The following is a 21,331-nucleotide window of genomic DNA, read 5'->3' as shown; positions in this document are numbered from 1 at the left end:
CCGGGTTCTACATATGAAAACGCCGCCCAATGGGCGGCGTTCTTTTTTGCACCGGTGGGTGCCGACCGTTGGTCGGCACGCTTCACGGCAACCGCGGATTACCGAACTCGTCGCGCTCTTCGTTGGCGTCATACACTGGCGGCTGCACCGCGATCGGCTGCTCCTCCACCGTGGCGCGCAGCGGCGCTTCGCTGCCACGCACCAGTTCCACGCTGTCCTCGCCGCGCTGCAGGCGCAGCGCATTGGCCAGGCACTGCGCGGCCAGCGCGTGTTCGCCACGTTGCGCGAACACTTCACCCAGCGCTTCCCACGCCGGTGCACCGGCGCCCGCGGCAATGGCCTCGTGCAGGAACGCATCGGCGGCATCCCATTGCTGCTGGCCCAGGGCCACGCGGCCCTGGGCCAGGCGCAGGGCGGCCGAGCCGTCATGCACGTTGCGCCAGCGCGCCAGATTGGCCTGGCGGGTGGCCAGGCGCTCGGCCGGCAGGCGGCCATACAGCGCCACCAGTTCGTCGTCCCAGCGATGGTCCAGGGCCTGTTCCAGCGCCAGCAGCGCCGGCTCGTCCCAGTTCAGGGCCACCGCGCGGCTGGCATACGCGCCGACCACGTCCGGGGTGGGGCGCAGCGCCTTCGGCGTGGCTTCCCACTGCGCGGCCAGCGCGTTGACGTCGGCCGCTTCCAGCAGCGCCTGTGCGGCCAGGCGTGCTTCCAGTTCGCTGTTCGCGTCGGCCGGCAGCACCTTGCTCTGGCGCAGTGCACCCAGCTGGCCATACGCCTCGTGGGCGCGGCCGGCCTGTGCCAGTGCTTCGGTGCGCAGCCACAGGCCGCGCGGCGGCAGCGGCTGGATCGCCGCTACGTCCAGCGCATTGATCGCATCGACCGGCAGATCGCGCGCCAGCAGCTGTTCGGCGCGCAGCAGCGCCTGCAGGGTGGCGTCGCTTTCACCCAGGCGCTGCAGCAGCGCCTCTCCGGCGGGGCCGTCGGCCCGTGCCTGCGCGCTCCGCACGGCGGTGGCCAGTGCGACCGCGCTCACTTCCGGGTCTTTGGCGGCGCCGTCCAGCAGCTTCTCCGCACGCTGCCACTGGCCATGCTCGTAGGCCTGCAGGCCGTCGATCAGGCGCACCCGGCCCTGCTTGCGGCGGTAGCGGCCCCAGGCACGGAACGGTGCAGCGATCAGGCTCCACAGCAGCCACAGCACCAGCACCGTGATCACCGCCAGCAGCGCTACCTTCGGCAGGTTGCTGTGATAGTCGTAGCCGCCGTAGCGCAGGGTCACTTCGCCGAAGCGGTTCAGGTCATCGGCGCCGAGCCATTGCGCGGCGACCACGCCGATGGCCACGGCCAGCAACAGCACGACCAGGGATTGCAGGGGTTTCATGCGGGCTTACCTCCGGTCGGTCTGGGTGCGCAGTTGTTGCAGGGTGCTGCCAAGGACAGCGTCGTTGGCCTGCAGCGGCAGTTCGCGCAAGGCCTTCAGTTCAGCACGTTGCGCGCGCAGGGCCGGTGAATCCGGCCAGCGCCGCTGTGCCCACTGCTCCACGCGGTCCAATGCGGTGTTGCGGCCCGCGCGGTCGCCGCGCTCGATCGCGGCGCGCGCCAAGGTCAGTTCCAGCTGCAGCGCATCGTCGGCGTTGCGCTTTTCGGCGGCAGTCAGTGGGCCGTTCTGGCGGCTCGGGGTGATGTCCACGAACGGTGCCAGCGTGGCCTGCCACCAGGGCTTGGCGGTGCTGCTGCCGGTCGTACCGGTGATCTGCGAGGGCAGGCCCTGCAGCGCCCGGGCCACAGCATCCAGGCGCTGCAGCGACTGCACGCGCGGGCCGCTGCCGAGCGCATCCAGTGCCTCGCGCTCCTGCACCAGCGCCTGGCGCAGGTTCAGGCCGTCGGCGTCGGGCAGATCGGCCAGCGCGGTGGCGGCCTGTGCATACAGGCGGCGTGCGCCGTCCACGTCGTCGGCGTAGTTCAGGCGCTGAGCAGCCTGGGTCAGCAACAGCTCGGCCTCATCGCGCTGCACCGCCTGGCGGCCCTGGTTGGCACTGTCGGCCAGCTTGGCCACGTTCTCTTCCAGCAGCGCGCTGCGCTGTGAGAGTCCCAGCATCTCGTCGCGCAGCACGCGGTTGGTGGTCGCCGCATCCTGCAGGCGCTGGCTGGTCGCGCGCTGGTCACGGCGCAGCGCATCCAGCGTGGCCTCCAGGCCCTTCAGCTGTACGGCCGTGGTCTGTGCCTGCGCCTGATGTTCGCGCTGTTGCTGCTGCCAGACGTACCAGCCGGCATAACCGCCCGCGCCGAGCACGACCACGGCGGCCAGCGGCAGCAGCCAGCGCACGGGTCGATGGGGTGGAGGTGCGGGCGGAGTATCGTTCATCGGGCTTCCTTGTCGGCAACGTCGCCGGTCGGGGTGCCGGCAGGCTGCGTTGTGCACAGCATCACCGTTGCCGACGACAGCGGCAAGCGTGATCCACGTCCCTGTTCAGGTCGCTGCCGGGACGGTGAGCGTGGCGTGTGCAGCCGCCACCAGCTGCGCAGCGGTGGGGCCGGCGCTGCGTGTGATGCGCTGCAGGCCGAGCGCCTGCGCCTGTTCGCCGAGGCGGTCACTGGCAACCACCACGCGGGCAGACGCCCGCAGGCGCTGCTGCCCGGCCGGCGAAAGCTGTTGCCAGAAATGCTGCAGCGCTTCGCCACTGCTCACGGCCAGTACCCACGGCTGTGCTGAATGCGCCAATCGCGCCAGCGTTCGCGGGGGCAGTCGCAGCAGGCGACGCTGGTAGACGTCGGCACGTTCGATCGTGGCGCCCGCCGCCTGCAGCTGCGCGGCAATCAGGCCACGCCCGCCGGGCGCGGTCACCAGTCCGATGCGCAGGCCCTGTACGTCGGCCAGCACCGGCATCGCCAGCAGCCCCTCGCTGTCCATCCGCTGCGGCGCGTGCACCTCGGTGATGCCGTGTGCCCGCAATGCGCGCGCAGTGCCTTCGCCCACGGTCAGCCACGGGCTGCGCTGCACGTCGGCCAGCGGCAGCAGGGACGCGGCTGCGGCAACGGCGGCCGGGCTGGTGAACACCACCCGATCGCAGTTCAGCGCGCGTTGCAGCTGGCGCACCACAGCCGTGCCATGCAGGCGCTGCAGGCGCCAGGGCGCCAGGGCCAGGACATTCCCGCCCAGCCCGGCAACGGCGCGGCGCAGCGCCACGTTCTGGCCCCGCGGGCGCAGCGAGATCAGGGTCCAGCGTGGGCCGGAACGGGTGGCGCCAGTGGGTATCGTATGGTCGACCATTGCCTGCATTATGCGGGCCCTTCGTTGTCGTGGTTGCTGCTCCGATGTCCGTTGATGCCCTGACTTCCTCGTTGGCCGCCCTGCAGGACGTGCTGGACTGCATGCCGGCGGTCCGCGCCATGCAGATCCAGCTCGACGGCTATGCCGATGGCGTGCTGCGCATCACCGCGCCGCTGGCGGCCAACGTCAACGACAAGGGCAACGCCTTCGGCGGCAGCCTGGCCTCGGTGCTGACCCTGTCCGGCTGGGCCCTGGTCAGCCTGCGCCTGCGCCTGGCCGGCCACGATGCCGAGGTCTATGTGGCCGACAGCAACCTGCGCTATCTGGCGCCGGTCTATGAGGACCTGCATGCCCACGCCGAAGCGGCCGAAGCCACCGGCTGGGACGCCTTCCTGAATACCTTCCGGCAGCGCCGCAAGGCCCGCATCAGCATCATCGCCACCCAGCCCGGTGCCGATGGCAGGCCTGCCGCCGAGTTCAGCGGTCGCTTTGTTGCCTTCGCCAAAGGGTAGGATGGCAGGCTGACGTTCTGGGGAAACCACCGATGCGCCGCCTCATCCAGTTCCTGATGTATTCCCTGCTGCTGGCCAGTGCCGTGGCCTCGGCCGACGACCTCAGCCGCAAGCAGCGCAAGCTGCTGGAAGAGACCCAGATCGCCTACGGGGCGACCATCCGCTGGGGCAGCATGGACGATGCCATCGGCTACCTCGACCCCAAGCTGCGCAAGGAAAAGCCGCCGACCGAGTTCGAGCTCAACCGTTACGCGCAGCTGCGCGTGTCGTCCTATCGCGAGCGCAGCAGCGCCTCGCTGGACGGTGGTCTGGTCGAGCGCCGGGTCGAAATCGGGGTGATCAACCAGAACACCCAGGCCGAGCGCACCGTGGTCGTGGTCGAGCGCTGGCGCTGGGACCCGGAGGCCAAGCGCTGGTGGCAGACCGCCGGCCTGCCGGACCTGTGGAAGGGGCAGTGACGGGCCGCGTCCGGCTTGTGCGACAATCGGCGCCCGCTTAATCGACCCGTGACCTGAGTGAATTACGAAGAGTTGCTGGCCTTTGCAGGCCGAAACCCGATGCTGTCCGCGGCCCTGGTCGGCCTGACCGTGGCCATCATCGTCACCGAGATCCGCCGCCTGTTCCGGGGCTTCAAGGGCATCAAGCCCGCCGAACTGACCCAGCTGATCAACGCGGGCGGCACGGTGGTGGTCGACCTGTCGGCCAGCGGTGACTTCGAGAAGGGCCACATTGCCGGCAGCCGCAATGCCCAGGCCAGTGCCTTCGGCCCGGAAAACAAGCTGGTGGCCAATGCCAAGCAGTCGCCGGTGGTGCTGGTGTGCCGCAGCGGCAACGCCTCGGAAACCGCCGCCAAGGCGCTGAAGAAGGCCGGCTTCGAAAAGGTCTACGTGCTCGACGGCGGCATTCCTGCCTGGCAGCAGGCCGAACTGCCGCTGGTCAAGGGCCGCAACTGATTGTCGCAGGTGGCGGATCCGGCCTTGTATGGGCCGGGTCCCGCCCCCATCGCAGTAATTCGACCATCGTTTTCATTGCATTCACCTGGAGTTACTGGAAATGTCCGAAGAGATCACCAACGGCGCCGCTGCGCCGGTCGATGCCGCTACCGGCCCCGCTTTCACCGTCGAGAAGATCTACGTCAAGGACGTCTCCTTCGAGTCGCCGAACGCGCCGACCATCTTCAATGACCAGGTGCAGCCGGAGCTGCAGCTGAACCTGAACCAGCAGGTGCAGCGCCTGGGTGAGAACGCCTTCGAAGTCGTGCTGGCCGTGACCCTGACCTGCCAGGCCGGTGAGCGCACCGCCTACGTGGCCGAAGTGAAGCAGGCCGGCGTGTTCGGCCTGGTCGGCCTGGACCCGCAGTCGATCGACGTGCTGCTCGGCACCCAGTGCCCGAACATCCTGTTCCCCTACGTGCGCCAGCTGATCAGCGATCTGATCCAGGCCGGCGGCTTCCCGCCGTTCTTCCTGCAGCCGATCAACTTCGAAGGCCTGTACGCAGAAACCCTGCGCCAGCGCCAGGAGCAGGGCGACGCACCGTCGCTGGCTGACTCCGAGCCGGCCGGCAACGCCTGATTCCTGCCGCGACGTCACGGATGAGCACTCCCGCTGACAAGATCGCCGTGCTCGGCGCCGGTTCCTGGGGAACCGCGCTGGCCAGCCTGCTCGCACGGCACGGTCACCCGACCGTGCTGTGGGGGCGCGATGCTGCCGTGGTCGAGGCCATCGACCAGCGCCACGAGAACCCGCGTTACCTGCCGGGCATCCCGCTGCCGGACAGCCTGCGTGCCACCACCGACTTGGCGTCGGCGGTGCAGGGCGCGGCCTGGATCCTGGTGGTGACGCCGTCGCACGCGTTTGGCGAGACCGTGCGTGCGCTGGCGCCGCTGCGACCGCCCGGTGCCGGCGTGGCCTGGGCCACCAAGGGCTTCGAACCCGGTTCGGGCCGTTTCCTGCATGAAGTGGCGCGCGAAGTGCTGGGTGAGGATGTGCCGCTGGCCGTCGTCACCGGGCCGTCGTTCGCCAAGGAAGTCACCCAGGGCCTGCCGACCGCGATCACCGTGCACGGCGACGTACCCGAGTTCGCGCAGACGGTGGCCGAGGCGATGCATGGCCCGGCGTTCCGCGCCTACACCGGCGACGACATGGTCGGTGCCGAGCTGGGCGGCGCGATGAAGAACGTGCTGGCCGTGGCCACCGGCGTGGCCGATGGCATGCAGCTGGGCCTCAACGCCCGTGCCGGCCTGATCACCCGTGGTCTGAACGAAATGCTGCGCCTGGCCGCTGCGATCGGCGCCAAGCCGGAAACGCTGATGGGCCTGGCCGGCCTGGGCGATCTGGTGCTGACCTGCACCGGCGACCTGTCGCGCAACCGCCGCCTGGGCCTGGCCCTGGGCCGCGGCCAGACGCTGCAGGATGCGGTGCGCGAGATCGGCCAGGTGGTCGAGTCGGTGCAGACTGCCGACGAAGTGATGCGACAGGCGCGCCGTCATGGCATCGACCTGCCGATCTCCGACGGTGTGCGTGCCGTGCTGCATGGCGAGCAGACCCCGGAAGAAGGCTTGCGCGCACTGCTGGCGCGGGAACAGAAACCGGAGTATCCGGACACGCTGTTCAAGTGAATCGAAAAACCCCGGCCAGGTGCCGGGGTTTTTTCTTGTGCGCCTCATCCACGCATGGCGTGGATCCAGGACGGAACCCGCTTCTGGTAGCGGCCAACCTTGGTTGGCGCCCAGTAGCGCCGGGCCATGCCCTGCGGAATCCCTCACCGCGCGCGCGGTGGCGTGTTGCCGTTGTCCATGTCCGAGAAGATCAGCCACGGCCCGTCACCCACGCGCTTCAGCGTCAGTGTGAACTTGCCGGTATCGCCCACGTTGTTGCCGTAGCTGTACGCACCGATGATGTAACCCGTGTTCCCTTCCACCGCATACGCCAAGGCACGCAGCCGCAACGGACTGCCGCCCTGTCCGGCATATGCAGCCTCGATCGCAGTGCGCCCGCGCACGGGTGGCTGGTTGCTCTGCAGCACAAAGCCATCCTCGGCGAAGAGCGCAGCCAGTGCCCTGGCATCACCCCCGCGCCACGCCTGCTCGTAGTCGCGCAGTACACGGTCCAGCGGTGCGGGCAGCGCGATATCGGGAAGCGGCTGTGCGGGCTCCGCGCCTTCTGCATCGTGGACATTTGCCGGCGATGCCATCAGCAGGGCACTGCAGAAGATCATGGCGAGTGGTGTACGGCGCATGCGTCCGGCTCCAGGCGATGACGGGAAGCTGCGAACGCATCCTGGCGCGGTGCTGGTTAGAATCACGCGGCCGCCGATTCGGTGGATGCAGCGCAGATCAGACAAGGACACGCGATGAAGATGCGAATCACAGGGATGGCGATGATGGCCGCGCTGCTGGCAGCCTGCGGACAGGTACCGGAGAAGACTGGCGAGGCCGCGCCTGCTGCGGCGCCAGCACCAACCACCGAAGCTCCGGCCGCCACGGCCACGGTGGTCGAGAAGGAACCGTCCATCGAAGACAGCGTGGACCCCGCGGTGTGGGACAGCGAGGGCGAACCGGAAGACCCGGGCGCCGGCGGCGAACTGACCTGCGCGGACAATCCGCTGGCGACCCACTTCTTCACCCTGGTCGGCGGCAGTACCGTGGACGACTGCGGCCGCAAGGACCCGAAGGTGCTGGCCGCGTTCGATGCGCTGATGAAGGACACGCAGGACGCCGAATCCACTGACAAGGATATGCCGTCGCTGCGCAAGCGCCTGTTGAGCGGACCCAGCGGCCCTGGCGAGCTGGTAGTGCTGCAGGGCGAGCCGTGGTGGTTCTACACCGCCTGCCAGGCCCACGACTGCCCCGGCACCGCGTTGGCGATGCTGTACTCACCCACGCAGGCGAAGATGGTCGGCCGTCTTACCGCGCGCTGCCGTGTGTGGTGGCTGGGCGAGCCGACGGCGGAACAGCGTGAGCAGATCGAACAGCGCCAGCCACTGCAGGATGCCGCGTTGAAGGAAGACAGCGCGCTCTGCGAGTGATGTGGCGCCGGCGTCACCCGTCCGGCTGCATGCGCGCGCTGGCCTGTGCGTTCATCGTCAGGCACGCCATGATCAGCCCTTCCATCACCCGGTCGCCCACGTACTCGGCCTCCGTGCCGTTCTGGCGCACGCGCTCGGCCGCCAGCAGCAGCTCCAACGTCACGCGTTGGCCGGCCAGTGCACAGTCCGCATCGCCCAGCGCCATGCAACGGCCCGGCATCTGGTGACGCTCCGGCCAGGGTTGGCCATCGGCGGCCGCGCCTTTGCCGATGCGGTGAAGCGTGGCGATGAAGGCGTTCGGGTCGGTCGCAGCCGCGTGCTCTGAGGGCTCACCGCCAGTGGCGGACGAGCGATGCGGATGCAGGCGGGGGAAGTCCGGTGAGGTCATGGCAGTGCTCCGTGCAGGACAGACGGTAGCCGCCACGCAAAGGTGGCGGGCGGAGACGTGGCTCGAAAACCGGGAGATCACGAACAAGACCGGCAGGCGCAAGGCCTCCACGCTCCGCCCGCCATAGCCGGCAGACGGAATGCCAGCCTGCGCCACGCGGGGTGATGCCGGCTGGCAAGCGCAAACAACGTTCGTGATCTAACGGATTTTCGAGGCCCGGCCACCGATTTTCCGGTGGCCCGCCATCTGTACCGCTGTCGCTGCGCAACGCCAATCAGACGAGTTGCAAACAGCGTTTGATCGAAGACGCTTTCAGCATTCTTGCATGCTGCTAAGCCGTCGCTGACGCAGGTGCCGCAACGTCCGTAGCAGCATGGGGAATATGCGACATGGTTCGAACTTGATGACAGGGATATGGGTACCCCACCAAGCCGATGACGACAGTGCGGAGCGAAGAACGTAGATCGAACTCGCCCCACTCTGGTTGTCAGCGCTCTTCGGGTCCTTCGTACCAAGCCTGAGTACGGTTCACGATCCGCACCACGGACAGCATGACCGGCACCTCGATCAGCACGCCCACCACCGTCGCCAGCGCAGCACCCGAATGCACGCCGAACAGTCCCACCGCAGTCGCCACCGCCAGTTCGAAGAAGTTGCTGGCGCCAATCAGCGCTGACGGGCCGGCCACGCAATGCGCCACGCCCAGACGGCGGTTCAGAAGGTAGGCCAGGCCCGAAGTGAAATAGACCTGGATCAGGATCGGCACCGCAATCAGCGCGATCACCAGCGGTTGCTTCACGATCTGCTGGCCCTGGAACCCGAACAGCAGCACCAGCGTCAGCAGCAGCGCGGACAGGGACAGCGGGCCCAGCCGTCGAAGCGCGCCCTGCAGGCCCGCCTCGCCGCTGCGCGAAAGGATCCAGTGCCGCAGCACGGCGGCCACCAGCACCGGCACCACAATGTAGAGACCCACCGACAACAGCAGCGTGTCCCACGGCACGGTGATCGCCGACAGGCCCAGCAGCAGTGCAACCACCGGCGCGTAGGCAACCACCATGATCGCGTCGTTCAAGGCCACCTGGCTCAGGGTGAAGTTGGCATCACCGCGGCACAGGTTGCTCCACACGAACACCATGGCGGTGCAGGGCGCGGCCGCCAGCAGGATCAAACCGGCGATGTAGCTGTCGATCTGTGCTGCGGGCAGCCAGTCCGCGAAGGCATGGCGCAGGAACAGCCAGCCCAGCAGCGCCATCGAGAACGGCTTCACGGCCCAGTTGATGAACAGCGTCACGCCGATGCCCTTCCAGTGCTGCTGCAACTGGCGCATCGCAGTGAAGTCGACCTTCAGCAGCATCGGGATGATCATCAGCCAGATCAGCACCGCAACCGGCAGGTTGACTTTGGCCACTTCGGCGGAGGCCAGCACCGCGAAGGCATCGGGCAGGACGTGGCCCAGCAGCGTGCCCATCGCAATGCACAGCACAACCCACAGCGTCAGGTGTCGCTCGAACAGACTCATGGCAGTGGCACCGTCACTGCGCGCCGTCGGTCGGCAGCAGCTGGCCGATCCGGTCCAGCGCGTGCTGCAGCGCTTCGCGTTCAGACCACACCGATTCGGGCAGTGCGAGCAGCGCACGCAGGCGCGTTTTCACGATGGCATGGGCCAGTGCGAAGGCTGCGGCCTTGTCGGCATCGCTGCCTGCCACGGCGGCCGGATCAGGCAGGCCCCAGTGGCTGCGGATGAAGTCACCGAACACCACAGGGCAGGCTTCGGCAGCGGCCGCGTCACACACGGTGATCACCAGATCCATCGGGGCTGCATCCACGAACTCATCCCACGACTTGCTGCGCAGCCCTTCAACGGGCATTCCTTCGGCCTGCAGCTGGGCGAGCGCGAAGGGATTGATCTGGCCAGTGGGCTGGCTGCCCGCACTGAATGCGCTGAAGTGATCGCCGCCCCAGGCGCGCAGGGTGGCTTCAGCCAGCACGCTGCGCGCGCTGTTGCCGGTGCAGAGGAACAAGACATTGCGGGTCATGTGGCTTCCGTGGTCAGTGAGTGGCTTGGACATGCACAGCGCGCTGGCCGGGCAGAGACTAGTGAACTCGGCAGAGCTGCGGATCGCCTCCGCTATCTGCGCGCGATCGCATCCGGCATAGCCGTGCCGCGCGAACCACGGGCCTGCCGACGTTGTCAGCAGCACCAGTTCCCTGACCTGCATGCGGCGGGCCATGTCCTCGGCCGCTGACAGCAACGCGCGCCCAAGGCCGGTATTGCGTCGGTCATCGGACACCACCAGGGAGCGAAGCAGGGCCGACGCGCCGAAGATCTGCAATCCAACGGCACCCACGGGAATGCCGTCGAGGTCTGCGACGAGAAACGCCACCTCGCTGCTTTCCAGATCGGCCACGGGCAACTGCGCCTGCTGCAGAAGGTCACGGATGGAGCACAGGTCGTCGCGCGTGCCTGCACGAATCACCGGATCGGGTTTCATCTCAGCACCTGCATGCCGGTTCGGTGACCGCGCACCGCTCATCCGGGGAGCCCGCGCAGCAGTTGTGCGTCAGGTACTGGATCAAGCCGTTCATCGCATCGAAGTTGGCGCGGTAGCAGACGTGGCGGCCTTGGCTTTCGCTCTCCACCAGCCCGGCCTGCACCAGCTCCTTCAGGTGGAAGCTGAGCGTGGCGGGAGGCACCTGCAGGGCCGTGGCGATGTCGCCCGCCATGCGCCCTGCCGGGCCCGCCTCCACCAGCAGCCGGAAGGCAGCCAGGCGGGTGACATGGCCGAGGGCGGTCAGGGCAGCGATTGCATTCGACGTTTCCATATTTCTAGAATAATCGAATGAATAAGCCAATCACAAGTCTGGACCTGCCCAACCTGGCGGAATCGTCATTGCCCCAGCCCAATCATCACCAGCTCGCCGCGGCAGATCTGGGGCCGCCACGCATTCTCCTGCTCTACGGCTCGCTGCGGCCCCAGTCGTTCAGCCGCAAGCTGGCGCTGGAAGCCGAGCGGCTGCTGCGCCACCTGGGGTGCGATACCCGGGTGTTCGATCCGCATGCGCTGCCGATGCTGGACAGCGTGGACAGGAATCACCCCGAAGTGCAGCGACTGCGCGAATGGTCACAGTGGTCGGAAGGGCAGGTCTGGGTCAGCCCCGAGCGGCATGGCACGGTCACCGGCGTGTTCAAGAACCAGATCGACTGGTTGCCGCTGGAAGATGGCAGCGTGCGGCCCACGCAGGGCAGGACGCTGGCGGTGATGCAGGTGAGCGGCGGCTCGCAGTCGTTCAACACCGTCAACACGTTGCGCGTGCTCGGCCGCTGGATGCGCATGCTCACCATCCCCAACCAGTCGTCGGTGGCCAAGGCCTGGCAGGAATTCGATGACGACGGCCGGATGAAACCCTCGCCGTACTACGACCGGGTGGTGGACGTGATGGAGGAACTGGTGAAGTTCACGCTGCTGACGCGGGGCCGGTCGGACTACCTGGTGGACCGCTACAGCGAGCGGAAGGGCGACGCGCACGCCGCGGCATTGGCGCGGGCTGCAGGGGCTACGGCTTCCTGATCCTCATGGGTGCCGATGTGAGGCACGCTCACCCGAGCAGCCTCTTCACCCTTGAAGCTGCAAGGCGGATGATCACCACATAGGCAAGCAACATGCCGGTACCGATGCCCATTACTTCGATTTCCCAGTTGCGGCGGTAGGGAGAAGGGCCCATGAAGGCCCACGCCAGAAGCACCGCCGCAATCAGCAAGGCGCTGCGGTTGGCCTTCGAAATGAGTTCATCTTCTGTCGCGCACCCCATGTTCGGATCCCAGGAACCGAGCAGCCATCCAAGGCCACGCAGGTACTCACGTCCCACGAAGAACAGGAAGACGAATACGCCACCCATCGTGCTCAGCAAAAACTGGAAGAGTGGGTCCACCGGCGGCCTCATGGACGAGGCAGACATTGCCTCGCAGGATCGTCGCAGGATGCCAGCGCGCCGCGCCTCGGGGGGCACCAGGTCTCATAGGCAGGCGGCTTTCCACGAGCAGACCGTGCATCGCGGCCGCCCCGGCGGCCGGGCAAGGCCCAGGCATGTGCCCACAACGCCCAGGGCGGACGCACAAACGCACTACTCGCCAGCGTGCTGTGCGGTCTTCTTTTCGTCGCCATCTGCGGCGGCACGGCTCTGCGCGAATTCCGGGAACGTCTTCGCGATCGAATCCTTGTCCGGCAGGATGTAGAACACGCCGCCCTTCTCGAACGTGGAGTGCACGATCTGCTCGTAAAACGCGGGTGAGACGTTGATGCAGCCGTGGGTGACGCGGTTGTCGTCCGGCGTCGGCGTCGCCAGTCGTTCGGCACGCTTTTCCTTCGGGCTGCCCGGCGGCAGTGGATGCATCGACACGGCGGAATCGTAGTCCACCCACAGCACACGCCCGGCATCGTCGGAGGGGCCATAGGCACCAATGAAGCGGCCCGCCGGCGTGGTGCGGTCGTGGCCGGGAATCGCGCTCAGGGCGAGCTTGGCGACGCCGGGTGCAGAATGATCGCCGATGGCCGAACCGAACAGCGCCGGCGCGGCGCCGCGCAGCTTGCCGTCGCCGCCGAAGACCAGAACCTGCGCGGCCGCCTTGTCCATGATCGCGAACGGATAGCCCTGGTTGTCCTTGCTGGCGACCACCCAGCCGGCCAGCGCGATCACTGTTTCGGAGACGCTCTGGTCGGGCGGAAGTTCATCAACGGCGGCCGCCGGTGGTGCGGGTGCGTCCTTGTCCCTGGCGTTGGCTACGCCGCTGCATGCAACGGCCAGTGCCATGGCCAGAGCGGCATGGAGGGCGCGGCGTGCAGGCGAGGAGGAGGTACGAATGGGAAGGCTCCTGGCAATGCAATTCTGGTGGAAGGAGGCCAGTGGCCGGCGAGGGCCACTGGTTCCCGATACAGAGGTGGATCAATTCAAACGGTGAGGGAGCGATCAGCCGCGCGGCTTGCGCCCGACGGGTGCCCTTTCAAGCTGCTGCACGCGGCCTTCGATCTGGTCCAGGCGCTGATTGGCCTGCTGTGCCGACTGGTTGGCGGACTCGGCACTCTGTGCAGCGCCCTGCACCTTTACATCGAGCTGATCGAGGCGCGAGTTGATGGTTGCGAACTCGTCCTTGTAGGTGGCACAAGCGCCAAGGCTTACGGTGGCGATGAGCGCCACAGCAAGTGCGCGGGCCGTCTTCATGTGTTGCGGGTTCAGGTTCATTGCACTCCCTCCTTCGTCTGGGGAAGCTGGAATATAGCGGCGTTTGTTCCCCACGCTGACAAGCGCTTTCAGCTGAAGTTGGAAGACGTGGAAGGGTTGTGAAATATGTTCATCAGCAAAGCTTAACGAGTGAGATCAGGCGAGCTGATGTGCACAGAGGCGATGGCCTTGCAGTTGCTTGAATCGCCCAATTCATCAGCCTGAAGACGGCCTCATTCCTGCCCGTTTTCCACTGGCCCACACGCCGGGCGCCATTCACTTGCGGCAAACAGTGCCGGCGCACTTTCCGGACGCACCGCCAGCAGCGTGGCGACGGCACCGGCTTTGTCATCGGCGCGGGCAACGTAGTCAGCGGCAATGCGGTAGCCGATCCAGTAGCCAAGATCGCCGCGGCGCGTTTCGTCGCCGGCGCCGTTGTAGAGCCATTGCGACAGCTCAGTACCCGCGCTGTCCCGGGCGAACTGGCGTTCCAGGGCGCATTCGCGGCCCTGCGTCCAACGACGCAGATGCGCGTTGGCCGGTTGCCCCGAGATCAGTTCGCCCACGTACTCGGCGCCGCCTTCAAGCAACGTCTGATAGAGCAGGGTGGGCTGCGCGACATCGACGCTCGCACCGGGCTGCTGCACGTGCACGTACTCATGGGCGATCAGGTGCACGAAACGGTCGCCCACATCGGGCTGCATCCAGTCGGCGTTGCACAGTGCCTCCAGTCCGATCACCACGCCGTCGGGCGTGGTGACACCCCCGCTGTTGCCCCGACCCACCAGCACGGTGACCGGCGGAAAACGTGCGGAGGGAAGCAGAGTGCCCAACCGATCGAGTGCCTTGGCAACCCGCTCGCGGATCTCCGGCAGCGCCGTCGCACAGGTACGTGCTTTGGCAAACAGCGCAGGTCTGCGCTGGATCGCATCTGCAAGACGATCCATCGAGCCGATACGGCTGTCAGTGAAGCTGCGTAGTGCATCCGTACCCGCATGCAGATAGCCGCGCTGCAGATCGTCGGCATTCGGCTTCCCTCCGCTTGCATCCAGCACGCTGAAGAAGCGCGTGACATCGTCGGTCTGAATCACGATGCGCCCGGAAGGGCGGGTACGCTCGGTTGCGTTGGCTACCTGCAGCATCATCGGCAGGGCGAAGAGCAGCAAAGCCCGCACTGTGCGCCGGGCATGAAGCGGAAACAGCAGTGACGCGACTGATGCGTGCGGCATGAGGAGTTCCCTGAACGCCAGCCTTATTTATACACCAGTCAGTTCAATATTCAGGGTCGATTGGCCCCCCTAACGGATAATTCACACCTGTCGACCGCCTCCTCTCTCTCCCCCTCCCGGGAGGCGGCCGACGAAACCAAAATAATTAAAGGTGTGTCCCGATGAACAAGAATTCGCTGCTCGCCCTGGGTCTTTTGGCTGCCCTGCCGTTCGCTGCATCGGCAACCGACGGCCTGTCGTACAACTACGTTGAAGGCGGCTACGTGAACACCGATGCCAAGGGCGGCGACGCCGATGGCTGGAAGGTGAAGGGTTCGGTGGCGGTGCACCCGAACTTCCACATCTTCGGCGACTACAGCGCGCAGGAGACCGACACGTTCAAGAATGACGTCGACCAGTGGCGCATCGGTGCCGGCTACAACTACGGCATCGCACCGAACACCGACCTGGTCGCCCGCGTCGCGTACCAGAAGTTCGACATGAAGCACGGCCTGGACTTCAACGGCTACTCGACCGAAGTCGGCGTGCGCACCGCGTTCAACCCGTACGTGGAAGGCTACGTGATGGCCGGCTACGAGGACTACACCAAGAAGCACGGCATCAACCCGGACGGCGAGTTCTACGGCCGCGTCGGCGCCACCGCCAAGTTCAACCAGAACTGGGGCCTGAGTGGCGAAGTGAAGCTGGCCAAGGCCGGCGACCGCGAGTGGTTCGTGGGCCCGCGCTTCACCTGGTAACAAACGCCCGTCGTTAGAGCGTGTTGTGCTGGCGTGTGACTCTCTCTCTCTCCCACACGCCAACCGAAGCCCGGCCTCGCGCCGGGCTTCTTCTTTTGTGGGCGTCCGGAGAGTGCAGGGCCGCAGCAGTTCCATGTAGCGCGGGAATGCACGGTGCTGCTCGCAGGACGGAACGAGAACCGCTCCGTTGCCGGTCAGGCGGTTCCGCTATGATCCCGGCACGTCGCCATTGACGATGCACCCGCCTCAAGCCAGCAGGAACTGCCGTGAATTCCCAGCCCGCACCGATCACCGCCCTCAACCACACGCTCGACAACGAGCCGCAGCAGATCACCGCACCGCTTACCCATTCGGCGGCGTTTCTGGTGCTGAAGGTGAAGGATGACGAGGCGTCGATCGCCAAGGCACGCGAGGTGCTGGCGAGCACCGATGACCTGATCAAGAACACCGCCATCCGCGAGATCGAGCGCACCTTCACCTGCAACGTGGCCATCGGCCATCGCGTGTGGCAGCCGCTGGTGGGCTCCACGCCGCCACGCGAGCTGAAGCCGTTCCGCGAGATCAAGGGCGCGACCCACACCGCTGTGGCCACGCCCGGTGACCTGCTGTACCACATCCGCGCACGTACCATGGACCTGATCGTGGCGTTCGAGCGCAACCTGCTGATGGCCTTCGGTGATGCGGTGGAAGCGGTCGATGACGTGGCCGGCTTCCGCTACTTCGATGGCCGCGATCTGCTCGACTTCGTCGACGGCACCGCCAACCCGGAAGGACTATCGCTGCCGGAAGCCACCATTGTTGGCGATGAAGACCCGGAGCATGCCGGCGGCAGCTACGTGGTGGTGCAGAAGTACCTGCACAACCTCGATGCCTGGCGCGCGCAGAAGACCGAGGCGCAGGAGGCGATCATCGGCCGCACCAAGCACGACAACATCGAGCTGGATGATGCGCCGGCCGATGCGCAGAAATCGCACAAGACGCTGTGCACCATCGAAGACGCCGACGGCGAGCACGAAATCCTGCGCGACAACATGCCGTTCGCCAACCCGGGTCGCGGCGAGTACGGCACCTACTTCATCGGCTACACGCGCCGCCTGTGGGTGATCGAGAAGATGCTCGAGCGCATGTTCATCGGCAATCCTGCGCCGCTGCACGACCGCATCCTCGACTTCTCCACCGCCACCACCGGCGTGACCTTCTTCGCGCCCTTGCGCAAGGTGCTGGCCGACCTGGGCGAGTGATCGCGCCGGGCCATCACGGCCCGCCATCTGCCTGTCATCTATGGCGCCGACCATGGCGCGCTGGAGGGGAGCGCAGGAGGCAGGCGATGGTCATGTCAGCAAACAGGACCGGCATCCGCCGCTGGTGGCGGCCACTGGCCGCGTTGTTCGCCGCGCTGGCGCTGGGCAGTTCGGCGGCGTCCGCACACGAAGCCCCTGCGCACTGGATGGCCTACGCCGCCGCCGTGGGTGGCCAGCTGCAGCAGCGCCTGCAGCAGGAACAGGACCCGCAGGCGCAGCGCGTGGTGGAGTGGTTGCGTGCACACCCGGATACACCCACGCCGCTGCCTGTGAGCCTGTGGATTGCGGCGGACGGCCGCATCTCGAAGCTGGAGTTCGACAGCCTGGGTGACGCCCAGGTCGATGCCGACCTGCGCGCGACGTTGCAGGCAGCGCCGTTGCAGGCCGCACCGCCGGCCGACATGCGCCAACCGCTGCGATTGGGTCTGGTGCTTGACCGGTAGATCCACGCCATGCGTGGATGGGCCTACCGGTGACCCTTCAGCCACGCATGGCGTGGCTCTACTGTGGATGGCCAGCGCACAGCCCGGCCATCCGCATCAACGAACCGGCGCCACCTGCGGCTCGCGCGCGGCGGCGCTCCATGCGCGCAGCCCGAACACGGCCAGGCCGAGGAAGAACACGTACAGTGCCGCGGTCACGTGCAGCGACTTGAACAGGTACGCACCCACATAGACCACGTCCACCGCGATCCACACCCACCAGCAGGCCACGTGGCGACGTGCCTGCCACCACTGGCCGACCAGGCTCAGTGCGGTCAGCATCGCGTCCAGCCACGGCAGCGCGGCATCGGTGAAGGTGTGCATGGCCGCACCCAGCGCCACGCCACCGCACAGGCCGATGGACAGGTCGCGCAGCAGCGTGCCGCGCGCCAGTGGCACGATGCGGATGCTGCCCTCATCGGCGGCGTGCTGCCGCCAGTTGAGCCAGCCGTAGACCAGGAAGCCACCGAAGGCGACCTGCAGCAGGGTGTCCGAGTACAGCTTGGCCTCGGCGAACACCAGCCCGTACAGCGCGACCGACAGCAGGCCCACCGGCCATGCCGACAGCCGGCGTCGGGCCATCAGCCAGACGCCGAGGATGCTGCACAGCGCGGCGGTCCACTCGAGCACGACGCCGTTCACAGCGCGAACGTCACCGACAGGCGCGCCTGTCGCGGTGCGCCGGGGAACAGGTAGTAGTCACCGCCGCTGCTGCCGGTGTCACGCCAGTAGAAGCGGTTGAACACGTTGTCCACCGACAGGTTCCAGGTCACGGCACGCTCGTGCAGCCGGTGCTGGAAACGCAGGCCGGCATCGAACACCGAGTAGTCCGGCGCGCGCACGGCGCCGTCGGCGCGTGCCACGTTGGCACCGGCATAGCGCCACCCGCCAGTGACATCCAGGCCCTGCACGAACGGCAGTGCATAGGCCACGTGCACGCTGGCACGCACCTTCGGCACGTTCACCAGCTGATGGCCCTCATAGGCCGGCGTGCCGGTGTCGCGCGCGCGCGCCTGCAGCACGCTGGCGCTGGCCACGATCTGCAATGCATCCGTCAGCTGGCCGTTGGCGGTCAGCTCCAGGCCGGTGTGGGTCTGCGTGCCTTCCTCGACGAAGGTGTAACCCACGTCGCTGTTGTCCGGCTTGGCGTACTGGTACGGCTGCGAGATGCGGAACACGGCTGCGCCCAGCGTCAGCGCCTCGACCGGCACGTACTTCACGCCTACTTCCAGCTGGCGCGACTGCACCGACGGCAGGAAAGTGTCGGCATTGCTGGTCCAGAACGGCGCTTCCTGGCCCAGCGAAATGCCGCGCACGTAACTGGCGTAGGCGTTGAGCTGGTCGGTGGCTTTCCACACCACCGCAGTCTGTGGCAGGAAGCGCGACAGGCGGCTGTGCCGCTGCGGGATGCCGCGCTTGTCGTAGGCGCGCTCGTCCAGGCGCACGAAGCGGCCACCGGCCAGCCACTGCCAGTCGTCACCAAAGCTCATCCGGTCCAGCGCGAAGAACGCGGTCTGGCGACTGTCCAGGCGACGTGCGGACGGGCCCGGCATCTTCGGCGACGGCGCGAACACCGGCACCGGTGCGTCGTGGATGTTGCTGGTGCCGACGTACTCGTTGACGCTCGGGCGCCTGTCCACGGTGCGGCGGAAGTAGTCGGCACCGAGGGTCAGCTGGTGGCCGATGCTGCCGGTCTCGAAGCGGCCACGCAGTTCGGCACGGGCCTGCTGGTTCTGGCGGGTGTCGTCCGGGCTGCGGTAGTCGTAGACGTCATAGTCGCCGTTCGGCGCGAAATAATTGCCCGGCACGCTGCCGTCGGCGCACTGCGTGGCGTAATAGCAGCCGTAGGCGAAGGCGACGTTGTCGTCGATCACCGAGCGGCTGTGGCCCACCGAGACGCGCGACTGCCAAGCGTCATTGAAATCGTAAGTATGCAGCGCGGTGATGTTGGTGCTGGCGATATCCACCGGGCGCTGCCACGGCTGATAGCCGAGCAGATGCTCGCGGTCGACACCACGCGGCAGGTCACGCGCGCCCAGCAGCTGGTAGCCGGACACCGAGCGCTGCGAGCTGGTCTGGTAGCTGGCATCCACTTCCAGCTTGCCGCGCTCGCCGATCAGCCAGTCGGCGGCCAGCGAGTAGAAGTTGCGGCGGCCATCGGCATGCTCGACGTAGGATTTGCTGGAATCCCATGCGGCATTCAGGCGCAGGCCGAAGCGCGGGGTGATCCAGTGGCCGACATCGACGGCGACGTAGCGCGAGCCTTCCGAATCGGTGCCGAGCGTGGCGGTGCGCACTTCGGCCGGGCGCTTGCCGATGTAGTTGATGATGCCGCCCGGCGCCATCACCCCTGCCGCCAGGCCGGCTTCACCCTTGAGGATCTCCACCGACTGCACGTTCTCCAGCGCCAGGCGCTGTTCGCCGGCGATGGACAGGCCGTTGAAGCGGTAGCCGGTGGCGGCGTCCAGGGAGAAGCCGCGGATGGCGATGTTCTGGTAGTAGCCCACCGGCGCATACGCGTCGCCCAGCGAGGCATCGTTGTTGGCCAGCTCGGACAGCGTGCGCACCTGGCGGCGCTCGAGGTAGTCGCGCTCGAGCACGTTCACCGAGGCCGGCGTGTCTTTCCACGAACCGCCACCGAAGGCGTTCACGCGCGAGGTATCGGCCTTCGGTTTGCCGGCCTGCACGCGCACCGCTGCCAGTTCGGTCGGCGAATGCTCGGCGCCGGTGGCAGCCGCATCGGGGGACGCCTCGGCCTCGCTGGCGTGCAGCGGCAGCGCGGCGCAGAGGGCGAGGGAGAGCAGGGTGGGGCGCAGGCAGCGGTTCATTCGATTCGTCTTCGGACAACAAGGGAGACGAAGCGACGGCGCGCAGGTGCACCGGCCCATGACGGGGGTGTGGCTGCGGCTCAAAGCTCCCTACGCCGGTGCAAACCGGATCAGGTTCCAAGGGACTCTCTCAGCCTGGCAGATCCAGGCACCCCCGCTTCAGGTGACCATTTCACTACAAATGGTACGGATTTGCGAGCCGGCGCCCTTCAGGCTGCCGCGTGCAGGGCCTGCAGCAATGCCTGTCCCGGCGCGCTGTGGAACCACGCCGGGTGCCCCAGCATGAAGGGCTGCCACGCCACGTCGGCATTCGCGGTCGAGCCGGTGACACCTTCGAAGTACTCCACTTCGGACAGTGCGAAGTCGAAATGGACCATCGGCAGCAGGTCGGCCAGCAGGTGCACGCGTGCCGCCGACAGCGGCAGCACCTCGCGGTAGCCATCGAGCAACGCCAGCGCGATATCGATGCGCACGGCCTCCATGCCGCGCGCCAGCTCCAGCCACGCCACGGCGTTGCGCTCGATGGCGGTGGCCAGGTCGAACAGTGCGCTGGTGGGCGAGGCCAGGCCGAAATCCAGAACGGTGCTGACCTGCCCGTCGCGCCACAGCAGGTTGGAGACATGCCAGTCGTTGTGCGCCCACAGCCGTGGTTCGTCGCGCAGGCGCTCGGCCAGGCCCGTGTGCCACGGCAGCACGTCGTTCTGCAGCTGCGCTTCCCACGGAATGCGCGCGAGATAGCGGGCCAGGCCGGGGCGCGCGTGCAGTCCTGCCTTGATTGCCGCCACCGGGTCGTCGGCGCGGATCAGGTCGTCGCGCGCCACCAGTAGATGGGTGCTGCGCTGGGGCGCGCGGTAGCCGTCGGCAGCACGGTGCAGCTGGGCCAGCATGCGTCCGGCTTCACGGGCCTGCGCGACGTCGGTCAGCAGCGACCACGACACCGCGTCGCGGTACAGGTCGTCGCCTACGCCGACGTCGTGCAGTTCAAACGTCCATTCGCCGCGTTCGACTGCGGTGTGACCATCGGTCGCTGCAAGCACCTGCACCACCGGCACGCCAGCAGTGGCGAGATGGGCGATGAAGCGGTGCTCTTCCTCCAGGCAGGCCGCGTTGCGCACGCTGTGGTGATGGCGCTTGATGAACACCGCGCCGCGCGTGCCATCGACGATGGCGGCAGCCGACAGCGGTCGCGGGCTGTGCCAGCGCGGTTGGCTGCCGCTGTGCAGCTGCGGATAGCACTGCCGCAACCACGCGATGTCCGCCGCGCTGATCGGTGGCCAGTCGGCAGCGACCTCGTCGTTGTTGAGGCCCTGCACGCGGTGGGAGGAAGACGTCATGCCGCAGC

Annotated in this window: 25 protein-coding genes, 1 pseudogene and 1 riboswitch; of the genes and pseudogenes, 10 read left to right on the top strand and 16 right to left on the bottom strand. The window is 67.2% G+C overall.

All coding sequences use genetic code 11. The features are described from left to right. Positions 1-82 precede the first annotated feature (82 nt). From AB839_RS10920 to AB839_RS10910, 3 genes are all read right to left on the bottom strand, one after another. On the bottom strand, positions 83-1,378 hold the full coding sequence (locus AB839_RS10920) for a heme biosynthesis HemY N-terminal domain-containing protein (protein ID WP_061479372.1): 1,296 nt from the start codon (positions 1,376-1,378) through the stop codon (positions 83-85). A 6-nt stretch (positions 1,379-1,384) separates the two neighbouring features. After that, positions 1,385-2,362 carry a uroporphyrinogen-III C-methyltransferase gene (locus AB839_RS10915; protein ID WP_061479371.1) on the bottom strand — a complete coding sequence of 326 codons (978 nt, stop codon included), beginning with the start codon at positions 2,360-2,362 and terminating at the stop codon, positions 1,385-1,387. Between the two features lie 105 nt (positions 2,363-2,467). Further along, the gene (locus AB839_RS10910) at positions 2,468-3,277 is read right to left on the bottom strand and encodes a uroporphyrinogen-III synthase (RefSeq protein WP_061479370.1); all 810 of its coding nucleotides are present in this window, start codon (positions 3,275-3,277) and stop codon (positions 2,468-2,470) included. A 35-nt stretch (positions 3,278-3,312) separates the two neighbouring features. Here AB839_RS10910 and AB839_RS10905 point away from each other — a divergent pair, with 35 nt between their 5' ends. From AB839_RS10905 to AB839_RS10885, 5 genes are all read left to right on the top strand, one after another. Next, positions 3,313-3,780 carry a YiiD C-terminal domain-containing protein gene (locus AB839_RS10905; RefSeq protein ID WP_061479369.1) on the top strand — a complete coding sequence of 156 codons (468 nt, stop codon included), beginning with the start codon at positions 3,313-3,315 and terminating at the stop codon, positions 3,778-3,780. Between the two features lie 32 nt (positions 3,781-3,812). Continuing rightward, complete coding sequence (locus tag AB839_RS10900; protein WP_061479368.1) at positions 3,813-4,238, top strand: hypothetical protein; 426 nt, start codon at positions 3,813-3,815, stop codon at positions 4,236-4,238. Between the two features lie 57 nt (positions 4,239-4,295). After that, positions 4,296-4,733 (top strand): rhodanese-like domain-containing protein, encoded by a 438-nt coding sequence (locus AB839_RS10895; RefSeq protein ID WP_049416566.1) that lies wholly within the window; start codon positions 4,296-4,298, stop codon positions 4,731-4,733. Positions 4,734-4,833: 100 nt separating this feature from the next. Next, positions 4,834-5,352 carry a protein-export chaperone SecB gene (secB, locus tag AB839_RS10890; protein ID WP_005407596.1) on the top strand — a complete coding sequence of 173 codons (519 nt, stop codon included), beginning with the start codon at positions 4,834-4,836 and terminating at the stop codon, positions 5,350-5,352. Positions 5,353-5,372: 20 nt separating this feature from the next. After that, on the top strand, positions 5,373-6,398 hold the full coding sequence (locus AB839_RS10885; protein ID WP_061479367.1) for an NAD(P)H-dependent glycerol-3-phosphate dehydrogenase: 1,026 nt from the start codon (positions 5,373-5,375) through the stop codon (positions 6,396-6,398). Positions 6,399-6,541: 143 nt separating this feature from the next. Here the strand turns inward: AB839_RS10885 and AB839_RS10880 are convergent, their stop codons facing one another. Then, positions 6,542-6,997 carry a nuclear transport factor 2 family protein gene (locus tag AB839_RS10880; protein ID WP_061479366.1) on the bottom strand — a complete coding sequence of 152 codons (456 nt, stop codon included), beginning with the start codon at positions 6,995-6,997 and terminating at the stop codon, positions 6,542-6,544. A gap of 135 nt (positions 6,998-7,132) precedes the next feature. Between AB839_RS10880 and AB839_RS10875 the strand changes: the two genes are divergently transcribed. Then, positions 7,133-7,807, top strand: coding sequence for an Ivy family c-type lysozyme inhibitor (locus AB839_RS10875; RefSeq protein WP_061479365.1), 675 nt, complete (start codon positions 7,133-7,135; stop codon positions 7,805-7,807). Between the two features lie 13 nt (positions 7,808-7,820). On the opposite strand, the gene AB839_RS10870 is transcribed toward AB839_RS10875, so the two are convergent. The 5 genes and pseudogenes from AB839_RS10870 to AB839_RS10855 form a co-directional block, all read right to left on the bottom strand. Further along, positions 7,821-8,195: a hypothetical protein gene (locus tag AB839_RS10870; RefSeq protein ID WP_061479364.1), complete on the bottom strand. Its 375-nt coding sequence runs from the start codon at positions 8,193-8,195 to the stop codon at positions 7,821-7,823. A 487-nt stretch (positions 8,196-8,682) separates the two neighbouring features. Continuing rightward, a complete protein-coding gene (gene arsB, locus AB839_RS10865) occupies positions 8,683-9,714 on the bottom strand; it encodes an ACR3 family arsenite efflux transporter (protein ID WP_061479363.1) in 1,032 nt (343 codons plus the stop codon). Positions 9,715-9,727: 13 nt separating this feature from the next. Then, entirely contained in the window at positions 9,728-10,231 is a 504-nt protein-coding gene (locus tag AB839_RS21920) for an arsenate reductase ArsC (RefSeq protein ID WP_043034987.1), read from the bottom strand. Between the two features lie 36 nt (positions 10,232-10,267). Further along, a pseudogene (gene arsN2 / locus AB839_RS21915) lies at positions 10,268-10,687 on the bottom strand (arsenic resistance N-acetyltransferase ArsN2); the annotation flags it as partial. Position 10,688: 1 nt separating this feature from the next. Beyond that, positions 10,689-11,018, bottom strand: a complete 330-nt coding sequence (locus tag AB839_RS10855) for a helix-turn-helix transcriptional regulator (protein ID WP_061479362.1) — start codon at positions 11,016-11,018, stop codon at positions 10,689-10,691. A 17-nt stretch (positions 11,019-11,035) separates the two neighbouring features. Between AB839_RS10855 and arsH the strand changes: the two genes are divergently transcribed. Beyond that, positions 11,036-11,764 (top strand): arsenical resistance protein ArsH, encoded by a 729-nt coding sequence (gene arsH / locus AB839_RS10850; RefSeq protein WP_061479361.1) that lies wholly within the window; start codon positions 11,036-11,038, stop codon positions 11,762-11,764. Positions 11,765-11,792: 28 nt separating this feature from the next. Here the strand turns inward: arsH and AB839_RS10845 are convergent, their stop codons facing one another. The 4 genes from AB839_RS10845 to AB839_RS10830 all read right to left on the bottom strand — a co-directional run bounded on the left by AB839_RS10845 (position 11,793) and on the right by AB839_RS10830 (position 14,641). Beyond that, entirely contained in the window at positions 11,793-12,125 is a 333-nt protein-coding gene (locus AB839_RS10845) for a hypothetical protein (protein WP_229298501.1), read from the bottom strand. Between the two features lie 192 nt (positions 12,126-12,317). Next, positions 12,318-13,004 (bottom strand): L,D-transpeptidase, encoded by a 687-nt coding sequence (locus tag AB839_RS10840; protein WP_061479360.1) that lies wholly within the window; start codon positions 13,002-13,004, stop codon positions 12,318-12,320. A 156-nt stretch (positions 13,005-13,160) separates the two neighbouring features. Next, entirely contained in the window at positions 13,161-13,433 is a 273-nt protein-coding gene (locus AB839_RS10835; RefSeq protein WP_005420910.1) for a hypothetical protein, read from the bottom strand. Between the two features lie 212 nt (positions 13,434-13,645). Then, on the bottom strand, positions 13,646-14,641 hold the full coding sequence (locus AB839_RS10830) for a DUF2268 domain-containing putative Zn-dependent protease (protein WP_241776769.1): 996 nt from the start codon (positions 14,639-14,641) through the stop codon (positions 13,646-13,648). Positions 14,642-14,802: 161 nt separating this feature from the next. On the opposite strand from AB839_RS10830, the gene AB839_RS10825 reads away from it, so the two are divergent. The 3 genes from AB839_RS10825 to AB839_RS10815 all read left to right on the top strand — a co-directional run bounded on the left by AB839_RS10825 (position 14,803) and on the right by AB839_RS10815 (position 17,122). Continuing rightward, complete coding sequence (locus tag AB839_RS10825) at positions 14,803-15,378, top strand: Ax21 family protein (RefSeq protein WP_049465985.1); 576 nt, start codon at positions 14,803-14,805, stop codon at positions 15,376-15,378. Between the two features lie 266 nt (positions 15,379-15,644). Then, positions 15,645-16,619, top strand: coding sequence for a Dyp-type peroxidase (locus tag AB839_RS10820; protein WP_061479359.1), 975 nt, complete (start codon positions 15,645-15,647; stop codon positions 16,617-16,619). Positions 16,620-16,705: 86 nt separating this feature from the next. After that, positions 16,706-17,122 (top strand): hypothetical protein, encoded by a 417-nt coding sequence (locus AB839_RS10815; RefSeq protein WP_061479358.1) that lies wholly within the window; start codon positions 16,706-16,708, stop codon positions 17,120-17,122. 96 nt (positions 17,123-17,218) lie between these two features. Here the strand turns inward: AB839_RS10815 and pnuC are convergent, their stop codons facing one another. The 3 genes from pnuC to AB839_RS10800 all read right to left on the bottom strand — a co-directional run bounded on the left by pnuC (position 17,219) and on the right by AB839_RS10800 (position 21,323). Further along, positions 17,219-17,791, bottom strand: a complete 573-nt coding sequence (gene pnuC / locus AB839_RS10810; RefSeq protein WP_061479394.1) for a nicotinamide riboside transporter PnuC — start codon at positions 17,789-17,791, stop codon at positions 17,219-17,221. Between the two features lie 8 nt (positions 17,792-17,799). Next, on the bottom strand, positions 17,800-19,989 hold the full coding sequence (locus AB839_RS10805; protein WP_061479357.1) for a TonB-dependent siderophore receptor: 2,190 nt from the start codon (positions 19,987-19,989) through the stop codon (positions 17,800-17,802). 70 nt (positions 19,990-20,059) lie between these two features. Then, a riboswitch (TPP riboswitch) is annotated at positions 20,060-20,155 on the bottom strand. Between the two features lie 43 nt (positions 20,156-20,198). Further along, complete coding sequence (locus AB839_RS10800; RefSeq protein WP_061479356.1) at positions 20,199-21,323, bottom strand: phosphotransferase; 1,125 nt, start codon at positions 21,321-21,323, stop codon at positions 20,199-20,201. Positions 21,324-21,331: the final 8 nt, after the last annotated feature.

It is taken from the genome of Stenotrophomonas sp. DDT-1 (assembly GCF_001580555.1).
In the GTDB taxonomy this organism is placed as follows: domain Bacteria; phylum Pseudomonadota; class Gammaproteobacteria; order Xanthomonadales; family Xanthomonadaceae; genus Stenotrophomonas; species Stenotrophomonas sepilia.
This window is presented reverse-complemented; position numbering and strand designations above follow the sequence as displayed.